The sequence below is a fragment of the Mycobacterium sp. 2-64 genome, assembly GCF_035918375.1.
In the GTDB taxonomy this organism is placed as follows: Bacteria; Actinomycetota; Actinomycetes; order Mycobacteriales; family Mycobacteriaceae; genus Mycobacterium; species Mycobacterium intracellulare.
Map to the genome: position 1 here is coordinate 5,137,658 of NZ_CP142361.1, position 17,925 is coordinate 5,155,582.

Here is a 17,925-nt window from a genome sequence, read left to right on the forward strand (position 1 = left end):
GCGCGGCGAGGCCGGGCGCAGTGGGTCGCCACCAATGAACGAGTAGGAGCATTCGATGTCTTGGGACTTTTCCACCGAACCGGAATTCGAAAAGAAGCTGGAGTGGATCCGCGAGTTCGTGCGCGAGGAAGTGGAGCCGCTGGAGGTGTTGTTCCCCGGCTGCGAATTCCTGCCGCTGAACGACGAGCGGCGCAAGATCGTCGACCCGCTCAAGCAGCAGGTCCGCGACAAGGGTCTGTGGGCGCCGCATCTGGGGCCCGAGCTCGGCGGGCAGGGCTTCGGCGCGGTCAAGCTGACGTTGATCAACGAGATCCTAGGCCGCAGCCCGTGGGCCCCGATCGTGTTCGGAACGCAGGCCCCCGACACCGGCAACGCCGAAATCATCGCCCGCTTCGGAACCCAGGAGCAGAAGGACCGCTACCTGTCGGGGCTGCTGTCGGGTGAGATCTTCTCCTGCTTCTCGATGACCGAGCCGCAAGGCGGTGCCGACCCGCGGGTCTTCACCACCCGCGCGGTCCGAGACGGTGACGACTGGGTGATCACCGGCCGGAAGTACTTCTCCTCCAACGCCTCCGTCGCCTCCTTCTTCATCGTCGTCGCGATCACCGATCCCGACGTGCCGGTGCACACCGGCGCATCGACGTTCCTGATCCCGGCCGGCACCGAGGGACTGGTCCTGGAAGCCAACCACCACCTGGTCGGCGCGGATCCGCACGAGCCCGGGCATTCCCTGGTGCACTACAACGACGTGCGCGTGCCCGCCGACGCCCTGCTGGGCGAGCCCGGTCAGGGCGTCCTGATCCTGCAGACCCGGCTGGCCGGCGGGAGGCTGCATCACGCGATGCGGTCCATCGGGATGGCCCAGCGTGCTGTCGAGATCATGTCGCGGCGGGCGAAAAGCCGCTTCACGCAAGGCAGTCTGCTGGCCGACAAGCAACTCGTGCAGGAGTTCGTCGCCGATTCCTACACCGAGTTGATCCCGTTCCGGCTGACGGTGTTGCACGCCGCCTGGCTGATCGACCAGGGCGACGAGCGCGGCGCGCGAGCGGAGATCGCCGCCTGCAAGATCCTGGCCTCCCAGGTGCTCAAATCGATTGCCCTGCGCGCCATCCAGGTGCACGGCGCGCTGGGGCTCACCGACCAGCTGCCCCTGGTCAACGTGTTGCTCGGCGGCATCGCGCTCGGCCTGGCGGACGGCCCTACCGAGGCGCACAAGGTCAACCTGGCGCGGATGCTGCTCAAGGGGTACGAGGCCGAAGAAGGCGACTGGCCCAGCGAGATGCTCGACGTGCGGCGCGCAGCCGCCCGCTCCAAATACGGTGACCTCGTTGACCTCTAACCGGGTCGCCGCGGCCGTCGAGCGGGCGCTGGACGACCGCCAGCGGGAAGCCACCGAGGAGGTGGAACGCATCCTGGCGGCGGCGGTGCGCGTCATGGAACGCGTGGCGCCCGAGCCGCCCCGGGTCAGCGACATCGTCGCCGAGGCGGGTTCGTCGAACAAGGCGTTCTACCGCTATTTCGCCGGCAAGGACGATCTCATCCTGGCCGTCATGGAACGCGGGGTGGCCATCGTCGTGTCTTACCTCGAACATCAGATGGCCAAGGAGTCCGAGCCCCGCGACAAGGTCGCGCGGTGGATCGAGGGCACGCTGGCGCAGGTGGCCGACCCGCATCTGATCAGCATGACCCGAGCGGCGGCCGGACAGATGTCGGCCGGCACGAGTTGGCGCGCGGCCGACCAGGAAATGATGCGGCCGCTTCGCGCGCTGCTCGTCGAACCCGTTGCGGCGCTGGGTAGTAGCGACGTCGAACGCGACGTTGAGGCGGTGTTCAGCTGCACGGCGGCGACCCTGCGCCGCTACGTGGGCTCGGCCGAGGAGCCGGGGCCCGACGACATCGCACATGTGGTGCGGTTCTGTTTGCGTGGACTGGGGGCCAATTGATGCGCGCCGTGATCTGCCGTTCCTACGGCACGCCCGAGGACCTGGTGATCGACGAGGTGCCCGACCCCGCCCCCGGGCCGGGCCAGCTGCTGGTGCGGGTGCGCGCGGCCGCGGTCAACTTCCCCGACGTGCTGTTCATCGCCGGCAAGTACCAGGTGAAGATCCCACCGCCGTTCATCCCCGGCAACGAGATCGCCGGCGAAGTCATCGCCGCCGGAGAGGGTGCGCCGTTCCGTCCGGGACAGCGCGTGTCCGGGACCACCTTCGGGGCGTTCGCCGAGCTGGCGCTACTCGATGCGAGCCAGGCCGAGCCAGTTCCGGACGACGCCGACTTCGCGTCGGCCGCCGCCTTCGGGGTGACCTACCGCACCGCCTATCACGCACTGCGCTCGACCGCCGCTGTCGCGGAAGGAGATTGGGTCGTCGTGCTCGGCGCCGCGGGCGGCGTGGGCCTGGCCGCCGTCGATCTGGCCGTGGCGATGAAGGCGCGGGTGCTGGCCGCGGCGTCGAGTCCGGAAAAGCTGGAGCTGTGCCGGCAGCGCGGCGCCGAGGCGACCGTCGACTACGACCGGGAGGACCTGAAGTCGCGGATCCGTGAACTCACCGGCGACAGCGCGCGGGTCGTCCTGGACCCGGTCGGTGGATCGTATTCGGAACCGGCGCTGCGCGGGCTCGCGCGTGGCGGCACCTTCGTCACGCTGGGATACGCGGCGGGCGCGATCCCGGCCATACCGCTCAATCTCATTCTGCTCAAAGACATCTGCGTGCGGGGCATGGAGATCCGCACCTTCATGAGCGATTACCCCGACAATGCCGTCCGCGACATCAAGGAGCTGTCGCGGATGTTCGCCGCCGGCACGGTCCGGCCCTACATCGGCGCGCGATTCCCGCTGTCCGAGACCGCCGCCGCGCTGCGGCACGTCGCCGACCGCAAGGTGCTGGGCAAGGTGGTGATCGACGTCGGGTGACGCCGTGTCACGGTGTGACGATGTTGAAACTCGGGTCCGGCCCGTCGAGCACATCCACCAAGGCCTGCAGTGCGCCCCGGTTGCCGGATAGCTCCAGACCGGCTGAGGCGAAGTCACCCGTCGCCAGGCTCAGGAGCCGAATCTTGCCCGCCAGCTTGACCGTAACGGATGCCGTCGCGGGGTCGGGCGCCGCCTTGCGGTGGACGAGCACCCCGTTGCGCAGCGCGAGCCGATAGTTGACCGCCGTGTCGGCCAAGGTGACGTCGACGGCGACGTCGAGATCCCAGCTGCGCGGGCCGTTGACCCGGATGGACAGGCTGTCGAAGATCTGCTCCGGGGTCAGCTGGGTCAGCATGGACGACGACGTTGTGGTGGTGGCCGTGCCGACGTTGCCGTCGCGCAGCTCCATCGCCCCGCTCAGGAAGAAATTGCGCCAGGTCGCGTTTTCGGCACCGTAGGCGAGTTGCTCGAGCGTGTCCGAGTACAGCGCACGGGCGCCGGCATGCGCGCTGTCGGTGAAGACCGCATGATCCAACAATGTTGCGGCCCAACGGTAGTCACCGGAGTCGAATGCCTTTTGCGCAAGGTCGACGACCCGGTCGATGCCGCCCATCGCCTCGACATACCGGGGCGCGAGCGCCTCGGGAGGGTGGGGCCACAGCCGGGCCGGGTTGCCGTCGAACCAGCCCATGTAGCGCTGATAGACGGCCCTGACGTTGTGGCTCACCGAACCGTAGTAGCCGTGCGTGTGCCAGGCCCGCTCGAGTGCCGGTGGCATCTGGAACATTTCGGCGATCTCGACGCCGGTGTAACCCTGGTTCAGCAACCTCAGCGTCTGATCGTGCAGATATGCATACAGATCGCGCTGTAAGGACAGGAACTCGACGATGCTGTCGCGCCCCCAGGTCGGCCAGTGGTGGGAGGCGAATACGACGTCGGCGCGGTCGGCGAAGGCGTCGATCGCCTCGGTGAGATAACCGGACCAGGCGTGCGGGTCGCGCACCACCGCGCCGCGCAGGGTCAGCAGGTTGTGCAGGTTGTGGGTCGCGTTCTCGGCCATGCACAGCGCGCGGAAACGCGGGAAATAGAAGTGCATTTCGGCGGGCGCCTCGGTGCCGGGCGCCATCTGGAACTCGATCTCCACGCCGTCGATCGTGTGGGTTTCACCGGTGGTTTCGATGTGGACGGTGGGGACGATGACGGCGACCTCGCCGGTGGACGGCGCCTGGCCGAGCCCGCAGCCGACCTGACCCATTGGCCCGCGCGGCAGCAGGGTGCCGTACATGTAGGTTGCCCGCCGCGTCATTGCCGGTCCGGCGTAGACGTTTTCGGAGACCGCGTGCTCGATGAAGCCTTCCGGCGCCAGCACCGCCACCGTGCCCGCATCCACGTCGGCCTGCGAGGTGACGCCCAGGACGCCGCCGAAGTGATCGACATGGCTGTGGGTGTAGATCACCGCGACGACGGGCCGGGCGCCGCCGCGATGCTCGCGGTACAGCGCCAGTGCCGCCGCGGCGACCTCGGTGGAAATCAGGGGGTCGATGACGATGATGCCGTTGTCGGTTTCCACGAACGTCACGTTGGAGATGTCCAACCCGCGGACCTGGTAGATGCCCGGCACCACTTCGTAGAGGCCTTGTTTGGCGGCCAGCGTCGACTGCCGCCACAGGCTGGGATGCACCGACGTCGGCGCGGGTCCGTCCAGGAAGGCGTAGGCATCGTTGTCCCAGACGATTCGGCCGTCTGCCGCCCGAATCACGCACGGCGACAAGGCCGCAATGAATCCGCGGTCCGCGGCGCGGAAATCGGCGTCGTCCTGGAAAGGCAGGACCTGTCCGCGGTGGGCGGACTCGATGACGGGAGTGGGAGGCTTGTGATCCACCTTCTCCACCTTGCCATTGATGCTGCAGGCCCCGAAAGCATTTCACCGACGAATAATGAATACAGCAACAATTTCTCGGGGTTCTGGATTCTCGGTCCAGTTAACCCGCATACTGCCCAGACGGCCCTCAATGCCGAGGACCGCAACTATCGGGCAAAAAGGAGAACAGGTGAAGCGTCAATTGACGGTCGCGGTGGCCGGGGCGGCGATTCTCGCCGCGGGCATTTCCGGATGTTCGGGTGGTAACAAGTCGGGAACGAGCGCGAGCAGTTCCGCCAGTAGCTCGGGTACGAGCGCGTCGGCTAGCACCGGCGGCGCCGCCGGCACGAAGGTCACGATCGACGGCAAGGACCAGAACGTGTCCGGTTCGGTCGTGTGCACAAATGCGGGTGGCACCATCAACATCGCGATCGGTGGCGCAGCGACCGGCATCGCCGCCGTGCTCAGCGACGGCAACCCCCCGCAGGTGAAATCCGTTGGGCTGGGCAATGTCAACGGCGTGACGCTGGGCTATACCTCGGGCACCGGGCAGGGCAATGCAACCGCCAGCAAGGATGGCAACAGCTACAAGATCAGCGGCACCGCCACCGGGGTGGACATGGCCAACCCCATGCAGCCGGTGAACAAGCCGTTCGAAATCAATGTGACCTGTAACAGCTAGCTAGGCCGATGCGGGCGGTTGCCATCCGTTGGGTGGCAACCGCACCGTGAACTCGGTGCGGCCCGGTGAGCTGTCGACCGCGATCGTCCCGTTGTGCGCCCTCACCACGGCCGAGACGATCGCCAGTCCAAGCCCGGTGCTGCCTCCCTTGCGCGAGCGCGAGGAATCACCGCGGGCGAACCGTTCGAAGACCTCCGACTGCAGCGCCGCCGGAATGCCGGGCCCGTTGTCGATGACCTGTAGCACGGTGTGCGACGGCTCGGTGCTCAACCGCGTCGTCACCACGGTGCCCGCGCCGGTGTGGACGCGGGCGTTGGCAAGCAGATTCGTCAGGACCTGGTGGAGCCGCGCCGCGTCGCCCGTGACGACCACCGGTTCTTCGGGCAGGTCGAGTTCCCACTGATGATCCGGTCCCGCGACGTGCGCGTCGTTGACCGCATCCACCGCCAACCGCGACAGATCGACCGATTCGCGTTCCAGCGGCCGGCCGGAATCCAGCCGGGCCAGCAGCAGCAGGTCCTCGACGAGCCGCGTCATCCGCTCGGTCTCGGACGCCACCCGGCTCATCGCCTGCGCCACCGCCTCGCGGTCGTCGCCCATCCGTTGCGTCAGTTCGGTATAACCGCGGATCGCGGCGAGGGGCGTGCGCAGTTCATGGCTGGCGTCGGCGACGAACTGGCGAACGCGAGTCTCGCTGGCCTGGCGCGCCGACAGCGCTTCCGCGATGTGGTCGAGCATCCGGTTGAGCGAGGCACCGAGCTGTCCCACCTCGGTGGAGGGGTTCGCGTCGGATTCGCGTACGCGCACAGGCAATTCGACCTCGCCGCGCGACAGCGGCAGATCGGCGACCTGGCCCGCGGTTTGGGCGACGCGGCGCAACGGCGCCAGCGCCCGCCGGATGATCACGACCCCGGCGATCGTCGCGGCCGCCAGCGCGACCGCGGTGACGATCCCGAAGATGACGAGCATCCGGATCAGGGTGGCGTCGATGTTGGACATCGACAGGCCGGTGACGATAATGTCGCTGCCGTTTCGGCTCGGCGCCGCGACGACGCGGTAGCGGCCGAGGCCGTCCAGGTTCAGCGTGACCGGCGCGCGGTTGCCGGCGATCTGTTCCAGTTGGGTCTGGGCGGTCGGGGTCAGGTCATCCCTGGTGCCGCTGCTGGTCAGGTAGCCGGCGTCAACCGTCTTGCCGTGGCTGACCACCGCCGCCACCATGCCGGCCGGCTGACCCGGGGCGTCCAGGAACCGCGGGCCGGGGCCCGGCCTCGGATAGTAGGAGTGCTGGTGGTGGTGCCATCCCGGGTGGTTCGGCTCGGGGTACATCAGCGCCGAGCGGAACGAGGTCCCGGCGAGTTGGCCGTCGAGCTGCTTGACCAGGTGATGGTTGAGCGCCAGTTCGGTCACCGCGGTGATGCCGACGCAGACGATCGCCAGGACGACGATCTGGCCGACCAGCAGCCGCAGCCGAAGGGACCAGACCCTTCGCGGGTCAGCGGGCCGGCTTGAGGACATAACCCGCGCCGCGCAGCGTGTGGATCATCGGATCGCGACCGTTGTCGATCTTCTTGCGCAGGTAGGAAATGTAGAGCTCGACGATGTTGGACCGGCCGCCGAAGTCGTAACTCCATACCCTGTCCAGGATCTGGGCCTTGCTCAACACCCGCTTGGAGTTGCGCATCATGAACCGCAACAGCTCAAATTCGGTCGAGGTCAACGAGATTGGCTCCCCGGCGCGGGTGACCTCGTGGCTGTCCTCGTCGAGCACCAGATCCCCGACCACCAGCTGTGCGCCGCTGTCCACGGTCGTCACCCCGGTGCGGCGCAACAGCGCCCGCAACCGCAGCACGACCTCTTCGATGCTGAACGGCTTGGTGACGTAGTCGTCGCCGCCGGCGGTCAGGCCGGCGATGCGATCCTCCACCGCATCCTTGGCCGTCAACAGCAGCACCGGCAGCTGTGGGATCTCCCCGCGCAGTTTGTGCAGGACGTCGAGGCCGCTCATGTCGGGCAGCATCACGTCGAGGACGACGACGTCCGGACGCTGGTTGCGGGCGGCCGCGATGGCCGATTCCCCGTCCCCGGCGGTGGAGATGTTCCAGCCCTCGTACCGCAGCGCCATCGACACCATTTCGGCCAGGACGGGTTCGTCGTCTACGACCAGCACGTTGATGGGGTTGCCGTCCGCTCGGCACATGACAACCCGCTCTACAGAGGCTCGGGGCTGCGTCACAAGCTCCAGTATCCGTCACCGACTGAGCCCAGACTATGACGAACCTATGCGCGCCCTGTGAAACGAAACGCGCGACTGCCGGAGCAGTCGCGCGATCGTGGTGTTCGGCCGTAGCGGTTAATACCAGTAGCGCCGGCCGGCGACCGGACGGCCGATCGAGCCCAGAATCCAGAGGATCGCGCCGATCACCAGCAGCACGATTCCCAGCGTGGTCAGCACGGGTACGTGGAAGAAATACCCGAGAACAAGCAGGACAATTCCTAAGATAACCATTTCGACTTCCTTCGGGTGAGGGTTAGAGGTTGACCGATTGCATTGAACTTGGTTGCGGCAGATGGCAATCCGTGACTTTCGGGTTGACCCCGAAGTAATTCAGGGGTCCGGCGATCACGGTCACCGCAACCGTGCCCGCGGAGGCGCATGTCGTCTGGTCGTTTTTGAAGTAATCCCGTTGCCACGCCGCGAAGGCTCCGATCAGCAACCACACCAAAGCAACCGTTCCGATGATCCCGCTGCCACGCATCGTGACCTCCATTGTGAGCGAGAAGAAGTTTTCTCGTGGTGCTGAAGTTACCCATTCGACTTATGCCTAAACATGCAATGGGTTATGCGGCAGCGCTTGTCGGCACATCCCGGCACGTCAGAGGCGGTCGACGCGGCGGCCGGCGGCCCGCGCTCCCACGGCCGGGAGGGGCGTGCCCGCTGGATTAGCTCAGCTAACTCGAGGACCCGCCCCGATTTGAGGCGTTCCTATCGAAATGGCGTGCCTGAGCCGCTAAATTAGCAGCGGCACTTTCGATCTCGGCGTCCGGTCAGCCCGGCCGCCGCTGTGCGGACACATAGAGGGTGGGCGGCATCGAATCCTCCGCACCCTGCGGGATCGGGCGGTCATACCGGGCCATCAACTCGGCGAACGTCGCGGTCGTGACGTCCCAGCCGCGGCCGCGCAGCCAGCCGTCGACGGGCGTGCGCTCCTCCGGGTACCACAGGTCGTCGAAGTCCGTGATCTCGGCGTTGACCAGCTTGGCTGCCGCCGCCCGCATGCGCCGCATGTCCTCGCGCTGGCGTTGCACACGGTCGGGGTCGGTGAAACCCGATTCGGGCACGTTGGACGCCAGCCAGCTGCCCTCGGCGCTCAGCGAATCGATCCGCTCGAACAGCAAGTCCTGGGCCTGCGCCGGTAGATAGCGAACGAGCCCTTCGGCCGACCACACCGCAGGTCGCGAAGCATCAAACCCCGCTTCCCGCAACGCTTTCGGCCAATCCTGGCGCAGGTCGATCGGCACGTTGACCAGCTGCGCGGTCGGCTCCGCGCCGTGTTCGCGCAGCGTGTTGGATTTGAATTCCAGCACCTTGGGCTGGTCGAGCTCGTAGACGACCGTGCCGTCGGGCCACGGCAGCCGCCAGCTGCGCGCGTCCAGTCCGGCCGCCAGGATCACCACCTGGCGCACGCCGGCGTCGGCCGCGCCCAGGAAGAACTCGTCGAAGAATGCCGTCCGGGTGGCCATGAAGTCGACCATCAGCTGCAGCCGCGCCCGCAGATCGGGCTCGATGTCGGCCGCCTTGGCCAGCAACGCCGGGTTGGCATAGATGCTCCACATCCCCTCGCCCGCGGCGTCGACGAACACCCGCGCGAACGGGTCGTTGATCAGCGGGTTCTCACTCTCGGTCTCCGCGGCGCGAGCTGCGGCGACGCCGAGCGCGGTGGCGCCGACGCTTTGGGTGATTTCCCAGGAATCGTTGTCGGTCCGCGGCATCGCCAGTTCCCTTCCCCAGAAAGTAAGTTATGCACACTATTCTTCCAGCCGCCGCCACCGGCCGCCTCCCGTCGCCCCTGCCCTAGTCTTTTTCCCAGACGGTCCACAGGTTGCAAGGGAGTGCCATGACGCCCACCCCGTCGCGTACGCCGCAGGAAGTGTTCGCCCACCACGGCGCCGCGCTGGCCGCGGGCGACCTTGACGAAATCCTCACCGACTACGCCGAGGACTCCGTGCTGATCACGCCCGCCGGCGTCGCGCGCGGCAGGCAGGCCATCCGCCGGGTCTTCGCGCAACTGCTCGCCGATATCCCGGATGCCAACTGGGACTTGAAGACCCAGCTCTTCGACGGCGATGTGCTGTTCCTGGAATGGGCCGCCGATTCGGCGGCCAGCCGGGTCGACGACGGCGTTGACACCTTCGTGTTCCGCGACGGCGTGATCGCGGCGCAGACCGTCCGATACACGCCACACCCGAAGGGCTGAGCAGTGGACTCCGTGAATCTTCAAGCCGTAGCGGAATGGATGTCCGGGCAGGGGCTCGGCGAGGGCCCGCTGGAAGGCGTCTCCAACGTCACCGGCGGAACGCAGAACGTCATGCTGCGGTTCAGCAGGGCCGGGCGGCCCTATGTGCTGCGGCGCGGGCCCCGGCACCTGCGTCCGCGCAGCAACAGCGTGATCCTGCGGGAAACGAAAGTCCTTGCGGCGCTGGCGGGTTCCGATGTGCCGCATCCGCACCTGATCGCCGTCTGCGAGGACCCCGCCGTGCTGGGCGACGCGGTCTTCTACCTGATGGATCCCGTCGACGGATTCAACGCCGGCGAGGGCCTGCCGCCTTTGCACGCGGGCGACGCGAAGGTGCGCCACGGCATGGGGTTGTCGATGGCCGACGCGTTGGCCAAGCTCGGTGCCGTCGACCATGTCGCCGTCGGCCTCACCGAATTCGGTAAGCCGGAGGGCTTTTTGGAGCGCCAGGTGCCGCGCTGGCTTTCCGAGCTCGAGTCCTACAACGACTACGAGGGTTATCCCGGGCCGCAGATCCCCGGCATCGAGGAGGTGTCGACCTGGTTGGACCGGCACCGGCCGGCGCACTGGACGCCGGGCATCATGCACGGCGACTACCACGCGGCCAACGTGATGTTCTCGCGCACGGGGCCGGAGGTGGTCGCGATCGTCGACTGGGAGATGTGCACGATCGGCGATCCGCTGCTGGACCTGGGCTGGCTGCTGGCCACCTGGCGCCAGCCCGACGGCTCCAGCGTGTTCAGCCACGCCCTGGGCGGCCAGGACGGATTGGCCAGTACCGACGAGCTTTTCCAGCGCTACGCCGCCAACACCACCCGCGACCTGTCACACATCACCTGGTACACCGTGCTGGCCTGCTTCAAGCTCGGGATCGTGATCGAGGGGACGCTGGCCCGGGCCTGCGCGGGAAAGGCGGAGAGGGAGGTAGGCGACCAATTGCACGCCGCCACCGTGCATCTGTTCGAGCGGGCGCTGCGCCTCATCGACAACGAAGGCTGACCTACTAGCATTCGTCTCGTGCCGCCCTATCCCGAGGAACCGGATTACTACTCCGAGCCCACCGCGGCCGCGCGGTACGGCGGCGGCTATTACGACGCCGCGCCGGAGCCGCCCGAGCCCCCGACGCCGTGGTATCGCCGCCCGGCGGCGCTGGTCGCAGCAGGCGCCATAGGGGCGCTCCTGCTCGGCGCGGTCGTCTTCGCGGCGGTCAAGCTCGCGAGCAATTCGCCGGCGCCCAGCCCGGCAACCACGACGACGCCGGCGCCGTCCACCACCGCGCCGGTGACCACCACGACGACGGAGCCACCCCGGCACCACGGCGGCGGCGGTGGCGGCCCGACCGAGACGGTCACCGAGACCGTCCCACCACCGAGCACCGACACTCCCACGACGACCGTCTCGCCCAGCACGGTCACCGTGACGCCGAGCACCGAGACCAGCACCGTCACCCAAACGGTGACCGAGCCGCCCCGTCGGGGGCCGTTCGGCGGACCGTTCGGCGGACGCTAGCGGTCGGCGCGGGTGTGCCCGGGTTCCGTCAAACCCGAGGGCACAACATAATTCGGTCGCTTACAACAAGGTGCAAGTGGTGACACCTGCTGCGCTTGTACTGCAACCGCATGCAGACGTCAGCAGGGCGCTGGAGGCGATTACCAGGGCGGCGAGGATTTTGGTGACACGGGACATGACTCAACTCCGATGTTCGCACGGAACTGAACTGAGGCCCGAGGCCGATGATATTACGCGCAGACCGCGCTGCCTGTGACACGTTTGACGCACGAAATGGCTGAGCGCGCCCGAAGGGATTCGAACCCCTAACCTTCTGATCCGTAGTCAGATGCTCTATCCGTTGAGCTACGGGCGCCTGTTCTTCAGTTGTCGTTCCGTGCTCCGTTCAAGGACCCAGCGGAGGCGAGAGGATTTGAACCTCCGGTCCCCTTTGAGGGGGACAACTCATTAGCAGTGAGCCCCATTCGGCCGCTCTGGCACGCCTCCCTTTTGGACTTTCTGAGGGTACCGACCCCTTTCCGGTCTCGCGGAACCGGCCATACTGTACACAGTTGAGACATAAACTGTCGAAGTGACCGCCCGTCTACGCTCCGAACTGGCCGGACTGCCAGTGTATGTGCCCGGCAAGAACGTGCCGGGCTCGATCAAGCTGGCCAGCAACGAGACCGTTTACGGCCCGCTACCCAGCGTGCACGCGGCGATCGAGCGGGCCATCGCCGTCGTCAACCGCTATCCGGACAACGCCAGCGTGGACCTCAAGGCGGCGCTGGCCATGCACCTGGGTTCCGACGTCGCCCCCGAGCAGATCGCGGTCGGCAGCGGTTCGGTCACCTTGTGCCAGCAGCTCGTTCAGATCACCGCCGCGGCCGGCGACGAGGTGATGATCGGCTGGCGCAGCTTCGAGTGCTACCTGCCCATCATTCAGGTGTCCGGCGCGACGACCGTGCGGGTGCCGCTGACCGATCACACGCATGACCTCGACGCGATGCTCGCGGCGATCACCGACCGCACCCGGCTGATCTTCGTCTGCAACCCCAACAACCCGACGTCCACGGTCGTCGACCCGGACGCGCTGGCCCGTTTCGTGGACGCCGTTCCGTCGCACATCCTCGTCGCCCTCGACGAGGCCTATGTCGAGTACGTCCGCGACGGCATGCTGCCCAACAGCCTCGAGCTGGCCCTCACCCGCAGCAATGTCGTTGTGCTGCGGACCTTTTCGAAGGCGTACGGGTTGGCGGGCCTGCGGGTCGGCTATGCGGTCGCCCACCCCGACCTGATCACCGCCCTGGACAAGGTCGTCATGCCGTTTGCGGTGACGAACGTCGCGCAGGCGGCCGCCATCGCGTCGCTGGACGCCTCGGCCGAGTTGATGGCCCGCACCGACGCACTGGTCGGCGAGCGCACCCGCGTGAGTGACGCCCTGCGCGACGCCGGGTTCGAGCTGCCGCCGTCGCAGTCGAACTTCGTCTGGCTACCACTGGGGTCGCGCACCATGGACTTCACCGAGCAGGCCGCCGAAGCGCACCTGGTGGTGCGGCCGTTCGCGGACGAAGGCGTTCGTGTCACCATTGGTGCTCCGGACGAAAATGACGCTCTGCTGCGTTTCGCCCGCGATTGGATAGCCCGCACCGAATCCTGAGGAGAGCCGTGGACCTCGCCCGAAAGAAGTTCACCGAGTTCAAAGAGCGCAGCGGCGACATCGCGGATTCCGAGCTCGACGAATTCTGGGCCGAGCTTTCGCCCGCGACCCTCGACGGGATGCTCGGCGAGTGGAAGGGCGGCGAGTTCCAGACCGGCCACAAGATGAACGGCCAACTGGAAAAAGCCGGGTGGTACGGCAAGACCTTCAAATCCGTCAGCGACGTGCAGCCGCTCGTCTGCCTGGACGCCGACGGCAACAAGTTCTCGAACGTGGAAATGGGCAAGGGCGAGGCCAGCCTGTGGCTGGAGGACTTCCGCGGGGAGGTCACCGCCACCATGGTCTACGACGGCCAGCCCGTGCACGATCACTTCAAGAAGATCGACGACAACGCCGTGATGGGGATCATGAACGGCAAGGGCGTTCGGGACAACGGCAAGTACTACTACTTCTACCTCGAGCGCGTCTAGCGTCTCGACCTGCGAGCCGTCCAGTGTGAACTGGCGGCTTTGATTGTGCGTCCACGCCGACGACACGCCGCGCGGACCCGACGCGGCTTCACACCCAAAAGCCCAGGCTTCACACTCGACGGGCGAGAGCTGAAGGGCGGGCTATCGCGCCGGGTTGCGGCCGGTGAACGCGACCAGCTGCTCGAGGGCGCCGGCGTCCGCGGGCACGTCGACCGGGTCGTCGAATCCGGCGCCGCCGCGTAGCTCCGGCCTGATGATGTGGCGGGCGAGGCCCAGCACGTATTCGGACAGCGGCTCGGGGGCGTCGACCTCGCGGTTCGTCGCGGCCGCGTAATCCCAGGCGTGCACCAGGAATTCGATCGACAGGACGGCGCACGCGCTCTTGGCGGGCATCTCGCCCTTGCCGAACGGCACCGTCCCGCCCAGCCCGTGCCGGTGCCAGGCGTCCAGCGCCGGCCGCGCCGCGGCCACCACCTGGCGCTCCACCGAATCGCCTTCGGCGGGTTCGGGAACGTCGGCGCCCACCATGCCCCCGAGGGCTTTGATCGAATTCAGCAGGTGCCCGGTCAGTTGCGCGACGTCGAAATCCGCGCAGGGCGTCGGTCGCGACAGGTCGTCGTCGGCGATGGTGTGCAGGACCCGCTGCAGCACCCCCAGGGTGTCCTCGGCGCTGTGCAGCTCGTCGGTCGGCGGTGAATGCGGGCCGGGTCGCAAGTCAGGAGCCATATTCGCCACGCTACGGTCTCGATATGGCGCAAGCATACGAATCCGTCACCGTGGAGAAGAAAGACCACGTCGCGCAGGTGACGCTGATCGGGCCCGGCAAGGGCAATGCGATGGGGCCCGCCTTCTGGTCCGAGCTGCCCGAGCTGTTTCCGGAGTTGGACGCCGACCCCGAGGTGCGGGCCATCGTGCTCACCGGTTCGGGCCGCAACTTCAGCTACGGCCTGGACCTGGCCGCGATGGGCGGGACGCTGTCCGGGGTGCTGGGTGAGGGCGCCTCGGCGCGGCCGCGGGCCGAATTTCACCGAACGGTGCTGCGCATGCAGGGCGCGATCAACGCGGTCGCCGACTGCCGCACCCCCACCATCGCCGCGGTGCACGGCTGGTGCATCGGCGGCGGCGTCGACCTGATCTCGGCGGTGGACATCCGCTACGCCAGCGCCGACGCCAAGTTCTCGGTGCGCGAGGTCAAACTCGCCATCGTCGCCGACGTCGGCAGCCTGGCCCGCCTCCCGCTGATCCTCAGCGACGGGCACCTGCGTGAGCTGGCGCTCACCGGCAAGGACATCGACGCGGCCCGCGCCGAGAAGATCGGGCTGGTCAACGATGTGTACGCCGACGCCGAGGCCACGCTGGCCGCGGCCCACGCCACCGCCACGGAGATCGCCGCCAATCCCCCGCTGACCGTCCACGGCGTCAAGGACGTCCTCGACCAGCAGCGCATCGCGGCGGTCTCCGAAAGCCTGCGGTACGTGGCTGCCTGGAACGCGGCGTTCCTGCCGTCCAAGGACCTGACCGAGGGCATCACGGCGACCTTCGAGAAGCGCCCACCGCAGTTCACCGGGGAGTAGTCCGGCGGCACGTACCCTCGCTGAAGTGACTCCTGACGGCAAGATCCGCGTCCCGGCCGACCTGGACGCGGTGACGACGATCGGTGCGGAAGACCACTCCGAAATCGACAGCGCCGCCATCGACCGGATCTGGCAGGCGGCGCGGCATTGGTACCGGGCCGGGTTCCATCCGGCGATCCAGTTGTGCCTGCGGCAGCACGGGCGCGTGGTGCTCAACCGCGCGATCGGCCACGGCTGGGGCAACGCCCCGAGCGACCCACCGGACGCCGAGCGGATCCCCGTCACGCCCGATACCCCGTTTTGCGTGTACTCGGCGGCCAAGGGGATGGCGGCGACCGTGGTACACATGCTCGCCGAGCGCGGCGTCTTCTCACTCGACGACCGGGTCTGCGACTACATCCCCACCTTCACCAGCCACGGCAAGCACCGGATCACCATCCGGCACGTGATGACGCACAGCGCCGGGCTGCCGTTCCCGACCGGCCCGCGGCCGGACGTCACGCGCGCCGACGACCACGAGTACGCGCAACGCAAGCTCGGCGAATTGCGGCCCCTGTACCGTCCCGGGCTGTTCCACATGTACCACGCGCTGACCTGGGGTCCGCTGGTGCGCGAGATCGTGTATGCGGCCACCGGCAAGGAAATTCGCGAAATCCTGGGCACCGAGATCCTCGACCCGCTCGGCTTCCGCTGGACCAACTTCGGCGTCGCCGAGAAGGACGTGGCGCTGGTGGCGCCGAGCCACGCCACCGGGCGGACGCTACCGCCGGTGGTCGCCCAGATCTTCCGCAAGGCGATCGGCGGAACCGTGCACGAGATCATTCCGTACACGAACTCCAAGTTGTTCTTGACCACCATCATCCCGTCGTCCAACACGGTGTCGAACGCCCAGGAGATGTCGCGGTTCGCCGAGATCTGGCGTCGCGGAGGCGAACTCGACGGTGTGCGGGTGATCAGACCGGAGACCATGTACGGCGCGATAGCCGAATGCCGAAGGCTGCGACCGGATTTCGCGGTCGGGCTGCAACCGGCCCGCTGGGGCACCGGCTACATCCTCGGCACCAACCGGTGGGGACCCTTCGGGCGCAACGCGCCGCACGCCTTCGGCAACCTCGGCCTGGTCAACATCGCGATCTGGGCCGACCCCGCGCGCGGGCTGGCGGCCGGGGTGGTGAGCAGCGGCAAACCCGGGCGGGATCCCGAAGCCCGCCGGTACACGGCCCTGATGGACACGATCGCCGCCGAAATCCCCACCGGTTAACGGCCACGGCAGTGGGAACCCTGCCGGCATGGCTACCTATCGAGTGCTCAATCCGAAAGGCGACGTCGTCGCGACGAAAGACATCGACAGCGCCGACGACGCACACGCATGGTTCGTCGACAACAAGGCCGACAACAGCGAGCTCGGCTGGCGCATGGAAGTCGAGCACGACGGCGATTGGCATTTCTTCGACGACAGCGAGGGCGATCGAAGCTGACGGTGTTTGTGCTCCGGCTCGCGGGGCAACCAACAAGGCATGGACTCGCAACGCTTCCGCAAGCTGCTGGACGCACCGGGGCCGTTCGTTTCGGTGTATTTCGACGACTCGCACGACACCCATGACGCCGAGGCTCAACTCGAGCTCAAGTGGCGGGCGATCAAAGAAGACCTCGAACGCGCACACGCCGACGCCGCGGTGATCGCCGCGATCGAGGACGCGGCCATGAACCTGCGTCCCCCGATCGGCCGAAGTGGACGGGCGGTGATCGCCAGCGCCGACGGTGTGGTGATCAACGAGCACCTGGCTCGCGGCCCCGCCGCGAGCGTGGTCCGGGTGTCCGAATTGCCTTACCTGGTACCGATTCTGGAGCAGAGCTTCGATCACCCGGACTATGTCCTGGTGGTCGTCGACCACAGCGGCGCCGACATCATGACCCACCTCGGCGGGACGCTGCGCACCGAGACGGTCGACGGCGGTGGCTACCCCGTGCACAAGGCCGCGGGGGCCGAGACCGCCGGATACGGCGACCCCCAGCTGCGCACCGACGAGGCCGCCCGCAAGAACGTGCGTGCGGTCGCCGATCGCGTCGCCGAACTCGCCGACGACAAGGCGATCGAGGTGATCTTCGTGGTCGGTGAGGTGCGGTCGCGCTCCGACCTGCTGGCCGCGCTGCCGGAGCGACTGCACGACCGCGCGGTGGCCCTCGAGGTTGGGGCGCGGCACAGCGGGCATGACTTCGGCGAGATCGAGCAGGCCATCGAGGACGAGTTCGTCAAACGCCAGCTGCGCACGATCGACGATGCGGCACAACGGTTTACCGCCGAGATCGGGCGGCAGTCCGGGCTGGCGGCCGAGGGACTCGGTCCGGTGTGCTCGGCGCTGCGCCAGGGCGCGGTGGAGACATTGATCATCGGTGACATCGGCGACGCCACCGTGGTGGCCGACGAGGGCCTGACGACCGTCGCCCCCGATGAGAACGTGTTGTCGGAGCAGGGCGCCGCTCCCGCCAAGACGCTGCGGGCCGACGAGGCGTTGCCGGTATCGGCGATTTCGGTGGGCGCGGCCCTGGTGCGCACCGACGAGCGGATCTCGCCGGCCGACGGGATCGGTGCGGTGCTGCGCTACGCGCCGACGCTGCACCAGAGCGTCGAGTAACTTCAGGGCGGTGGCGGAGGGATTTGAACCCCCGGACGGTTTTAGCCGTCTCTCGCTTTCAAGGCGAGTGCATTAGGCCGCTCTGCCACGCCACCACGGACAAGGGTAACGGGGGCCGGTAGCGTGGCC

At 67.5% G+C, this 17,925-nt stretch carries 20 protein-coding genes and 3 tRNA genes; 13 read left to right on the top strand and 10 right to left on the bottom strand.

From position 1 onward, the window contains the following. Nucleotides 1-55 precede the first annotated feature (55 nt). Genes QGN31_RS24145 through QGN31_RS24155 form a run of 3 tightly spaced genes read left to right on the top strand, consistent with a single transcriptional unit; the run spans nucleotide 56 to nucleotide 2,911 of the window. Nucleotides 56-1,339 (top strand): acyl-CoA dehydrogenase family protein, encoded by a 1,284-nt coding sequence (locus tag QGN31_RS24145; protein WP_014941145.1) that lies wholly within the window; start codon nucleotides 56-58, stop codon nucleotides 1,337-1,339. Beyond that, on the top strand, nucleotides 1,320-1,943 hold the full coding sequence (locus QGN31_RS24150) for a TetR/AcrR family transcriptional regulator (protein ID WP_014383654.1): 624 nt from the start codon (nucleotides 1,320-1,322) through the stop codon (nucleotides 1,941-1,943). Before QGN31_RS24145 ends, QGN31_RS24150 begins: the two co-directional genes overlap by 20 nt. Continuing rightward, nucleotides 1,943-2,911 carry an NADPH:quinone oxidoreductase family protein gene (locus QGN31_RS24155; RefSeq protein WP_014383653.1) on the top strand — a complete coding sequence of 323 codons (969 nt, stop codon included), beginning with the start codon at nucleotides 1,943-1,945 and terminating at the stop codon, nucleotides 2,909-2,911. Before QGN31_RS24150 ends, QGN31_RS24155 begins: the two co-directional genes overlap by 1 nt. A gap of 7 nt (nucleotides 2,912-2,918) precedes the next feature. Here QGN31_RS24155 and QGN31_RS24160 read toward each other — a convergent pair whose 3' ends face one another. Next, nucleotides 2,919-4,793, bottom strand: coding sequence for an alkyl/aryl-sulfatase (locus QGN31_RS24160; protein WP_193375529.1), 1,875 nt, complete (start codon nucleotides 4,791-4,793; stop codon nucleotides 2,919-2,921). A 169-nt stretch (nucleotides 4,794-4,962) separates the two neighbouring features. On the opposite strand from QGN31_RS24160, the gene QGN31_RS24165 reads away from it, so the two are divergent. Then, the gene (locus QGN31_RS24165) at nucleotides 4,963-5,454 is read left to right on the top strand and encodes a lipoprotein LpqH (RefSeq protein WP_008263112.1); all 492 of its coding nucleotides are present in this window, start codon (nucleotides 4,963-4,965) and stop codon (nucleotides 5,452-5,454) included. Here QGN31_RS24165 and QGN31_RS24170 read toward each other — a convergent pair whose 3' ends face one another. The 5 genes from QGN31_RS24170 to QGN31_RS24190 form a co-directional block, all read right to left on the bottom strand. Further along, a complete protein-coding gene (locus tag QGN31_RS24170) occupies nucleotides 5,455-6,969 on the bottom strand; it encodes a sensor histidine kinase (RefSeq protein ID WP_014383651.1) in 1,515 nt (504 codons plus the stop codon). Beyond that, nucleotides 6,947-7,651: a two-component system response regulator TcrX gene (tcrX, locus tag QGN31_RS24175; RefSeq protein ID WP_008263107.1), complete on the bottom strand. Its 705-nt coding sequence runs from the start codon at nucleotides 7,649-7,651 to the stop codon at nucleotides 6,947-6,949. Before tcrX ends, QGN31_RS24170 begins: the two co-directional genes overlap by 23 nt. 153 nt (nucleotides 7,652-7,804) lie before the next feature. Continuing rightward, nucleotides 7,805-7,960 carry a DUF6131 family protein gene (locus QGN31_RS24180; protein WP_008263106.1) on the bottom strand — a complete coding sequence of 52 codons (156 nt, stop codon included), beginning with the start codon at nucleotides 7,958-7,960 and terminating at the stop codon, nucleotides 7,805-7,807. A 22-nt stretch (nucleotides 7,961-7,982) separates the two neighbouring features. After that, entirely contained in the window at nucleotides 7,983-8,222 is a 240-nt protein-coding gene (locus tag QGN31_RS24185; protein WP_008263104.1) for a hypothetical protein, read from the bottom strand. Between the two features lie 277 nt (nucleotides 8,223-8,499). Then, nucleotides 8,500-9,444 carry a class I SAM-dependent methyltransferase gene (locus QGN31_RS24190; RefSeq protein ID WP_014941143.1) on the bottom strand — a complete coding sequence of 315 codons (945 nt, stop codon included), beginning with the start codon at nucleotides 9,442-9,444 and terminating at the stop codon, nucleotides 8,500-8,502. 125 nt (nucleotides 9,445-9,569) lie between these two features. Here QGN31_RS24190 and QGN31_RS24195 point away from each other — a divergent pair, with 125 nt between their 5' ends. Genes QGN31_RS24195 through QGN31_RS24205 form a run of 3 tightly spaced genes read left to right on the top strand, consistent with a single transcriptional unit; the run spans nucleotide 9,570 to nucleotide 11,477 of the window. Further along, nucleotides 9,570-9,929: a nuclear transport factor 2 family protein gene (locus tag QGN31_RS24195; RefSeq protein WP_009956748.1), complete on the top strand. Its 360-nt coding sequence runs from the start codon at nucleotides 9,570-9,572 to the stop codon at nucleotides 9,927-9,929. Nucleotides 9,930-9,968: 39 nt separating this feature from the next. After that, nucleotides 9,969-10,967, top strand: coding sequence for a phosphotransferase family protein (locus QGN31_RS24200; RefSeq protein ID WP_233425346.1), 999 nt, complete (start codon nucleotides 9,969-9,971; stop codon nucleotides 10,965-10,967). An 18-nt stretch (nucleotides 10,968-10,985) separates the two neighbouring features. Then, the gene (locus QGN31_RS24205) at nucleotides 10,986-11,477 is read left to right on the top strand and encodes a hypothetical protein (RefSeq protein ID WP_008263097.1); all 492 of its coding nucleotides are present in this window, start codon (nucleotides 10,986-10,988) and stop codon (nucleotides 11,475-11,477) included. A 282-nt stretch (nucleotides 11,478-11,759) separates the two neighbouring features. On the opposite strand, the gene QGN31_RS24210 is transcribed toward QGN31_RS24205, so the two are convergent. Together QGN31_RS24210 and QGN31_RS24215 are read right to left on the bottom strand one after the other, a co-directional pair. After that, nucleotides 11,760-11,832: transfer RNA gene (locus QGN31_RS24210), tRNA-Arg, on the bottom strand. A gap of 42 nt (nucleotides 11,833-11,874) precedes the next feature. After that, a tRNA-Ser gene (locus tag QGN31_RS24215) sits at nucleotides 11,875-11,963 on the bottom strand. A gap of 85 nt (nucleotides 11,964-12,048) precedes the next feature. On the opposite strand from QGN31_RS24215, the gene hisC reads away from it, so the two are divergent. Continuing rightward, nucleotides 12,049-13,116 (top strand): histidinol-phosphate transaminase, encoded by a 1,068-nt coding sequence (gene hisC, locus QGN31_RS24220; RefSeq protein WP_014941141.1) that lies wholly within the window; start codon nucleotides 12,049-12,051, stop codon nucleotides 13,114-13,116. Nucleotides 13,117-13,124: 8 nt separating this feature from the next. Then, on the top strand, nucleotides 13,125-13,586 hold the full coding sequence (locus tag QGN31_RS24225) for a DUF4334 domain-containing protein (RefSeq protein ID WP_008263093.1): 462 nt from the start codon (nucleotides 13,125-13,127) through the stop codon (nucleotides 13,584-13,586). Between the two features lie 141 nt (nucleotides 13,587-13,727). Here QGN31_RS24225 and QGN31_RS24230 read toward each other — a convergent pair whose 3' ends face one another. Further along, the gene (locus tag QGN31_RS24230) at nucleotides 13,728-14,312 is read right to left on the bottom strand and encodes a TIGR03086 family metal-binding protein (RefSeq protein ID WP_083862982.1); all 585 of its coding nucleotides are present in this window, start codon (nucleotides 14,310-14,312) and stop codon (nucleotides 13,728-13,730) included. 23 nt (nucleotides 14,313-14,335) lie between these two features. Here QGN31_RS24230 and QGN31_RS24235 point away from each other — a divergent pair, with 23 nt between their 5' ends. From QGN31_RS24235 to QGN31_RS24250, 4 genes are read left to right on the top strand one after another with little or no spacing between them, the layout of a single operon-like run. After that, nucleotides 14,336-15,160 (top strand): crotonase/enoyl-CoA hydratase family protein, encoded by an 825-nt coding sequence (locus QGN31_RS24235; protein ID WP_014941139.1) that lies wholly within the window; start codon nucleotides 14,336-14,338, stop codon nucleotides 15,158-15,160. Between the two features lie 25 nt (nucleotides 15,161-15,185). Beyond that, the gene (gene lipE / locus QGN31_RS24240; RefSeq protein ID WP_008263090.1) at nucleotides 15,186-16,421 is read left to right on the top strand and encodes a lipase LipE; all 1,236 of its coding nucleotides are present in this window, start codon (nucleotides 15,186-15,188) and stop codon (nucleotides 16,419-16,421) included. 28 nt (nucleotides 16,422-16,449) lie between these two features. After that, nucleotides 16,450-16,638, top strand: coding sequence for a hypothetical protein (locus QGN31_RS24245; protein WP_008263089.1), 189 nt, complete (start codon nucleotides 16,450-16,452; stop codon nucleotides 16,636-16,638). 39 nt (nucleotides 16,639-16,677) lie between these two features. Continuing rightward, nucleotides 16,678-17,796, top strand: coding sequence for an Rv2629 family ribosome hibernation factor (locus tag QGN31_RS24250; protein ID WP_008263086.1), 1,119 nt, complete (start codon nucleotides 16,678-16,680; stop codon nucleotides 17,794-17,796). A gap of 8 nt (nucleotides 17,797-17,804) precedes the next feature. Here QGN31_RS24250 and QGN31_RS24255 read toward each other — a convergent pair. Then, nucleotides 17,805-17,891, bottom strand: a tRNA-Ser gene (locus tag QGN31_RS24255). Between the last annotated feature and the right edge of the window lie 34 nt (nucleotides 17,892-17,925).

Excerpts from the sequence above, each read along its gene's own strand:
- QGN31_RS24145 (WP_014941145.1), top strand. The coding sequence starts at position 56 with ATGTCTTGGGACTTTTCCACCGAACCGGAATTCGAAAAGAAGCTGGAG.
- QGN31_RS24155 (WP_014383653.1), top strand. The coding sequence starts at position 1,943 with ATGCGCGCCGTGATCTGCCGTTCCTACGGCACGCCCGAGGACCTGGTG.
- QGN31_RS24170 (WP_014383651.1), bottom strand. The coding sequence starts at position 6,969 with ATGTCCTCAAGCCGGCCCGCTGACCCGCGAAGGGTCTGGTCCCTTCGG.
- tcrX (WP_008263107.1), bottom strand. The coding sequence starts at position 7,651 with ATGTGCCGAGCGGACGGCAACCCCATCAACGTGCTGGTCGTAGACGAC.
- QGN31_RS24180 (WP_008263106.1), bottom strand. The coding sequence starts at position 7,960 with ATGGTTATCTTAGGAATTGTCCTGCTTGTTCTCGGGTATTTCTTCCAC.
- QGN31_RS24185 (WP_008263104.1), bottom strand. The coding sequence starts at position 8,222 with ATGGAGGTCACGATGCGTGGCAGCGGGATCATCGGAACGGTTGCTTTG.
- QGN31_RS24190 (WP_014941143.1), bottom strand. The coding sequence starts at position 9,444 with ATGCCGCGGACCGACAACGATTCCTGGGAAATCACCCAAAGCGTCGGC.
- QGN31_RS24195 (WP_009956748.1), top strand. The coding sequence starts at position 9,570 with ATGACGCCCACCCCGTCGCGTACGCCGCAGGAAGTGTTCGCCCACCAC.
- QGN31_RS24200 (WP_233425346.1), top strand. The coding sequence starts at position 9,969 with ATGTCCGGGCAGGGGCTCGGCGAGGGCCCGCTGGAAGGCGTCTCCAAC.
- QGN31_RS24230 (WP_083862982.1), bottom strand. The coding sequence starts at position 14,312 with ATGGCTCCTGACTTGCGACCCGGCCCGCATTCACCGCCGACCGACGAG.
- QGN31_RS24235 (WP_014941139.1), top strand. The coding sequence starts at position 14,336 with ATGGCGCAAGCATACGAATCCGTCACCGTGGAGAAGAAAGACCACGTC.
- QGN31_RS24245 (WP_008263089.1), top strand. The coding sequence starts at position 16,450 with ATGGCTACCTATCGAGTGCTCAATCCGAAAGGCGACGTCGTCGCGACG.
- QGN31_RS24250 (WP_008263086.1), top strand. The coding sequence starts at position 16,678 with ATGGACTCGCAACGCTTCCGCAAGCTGCTGGACGCACCGGGGCCGTTC.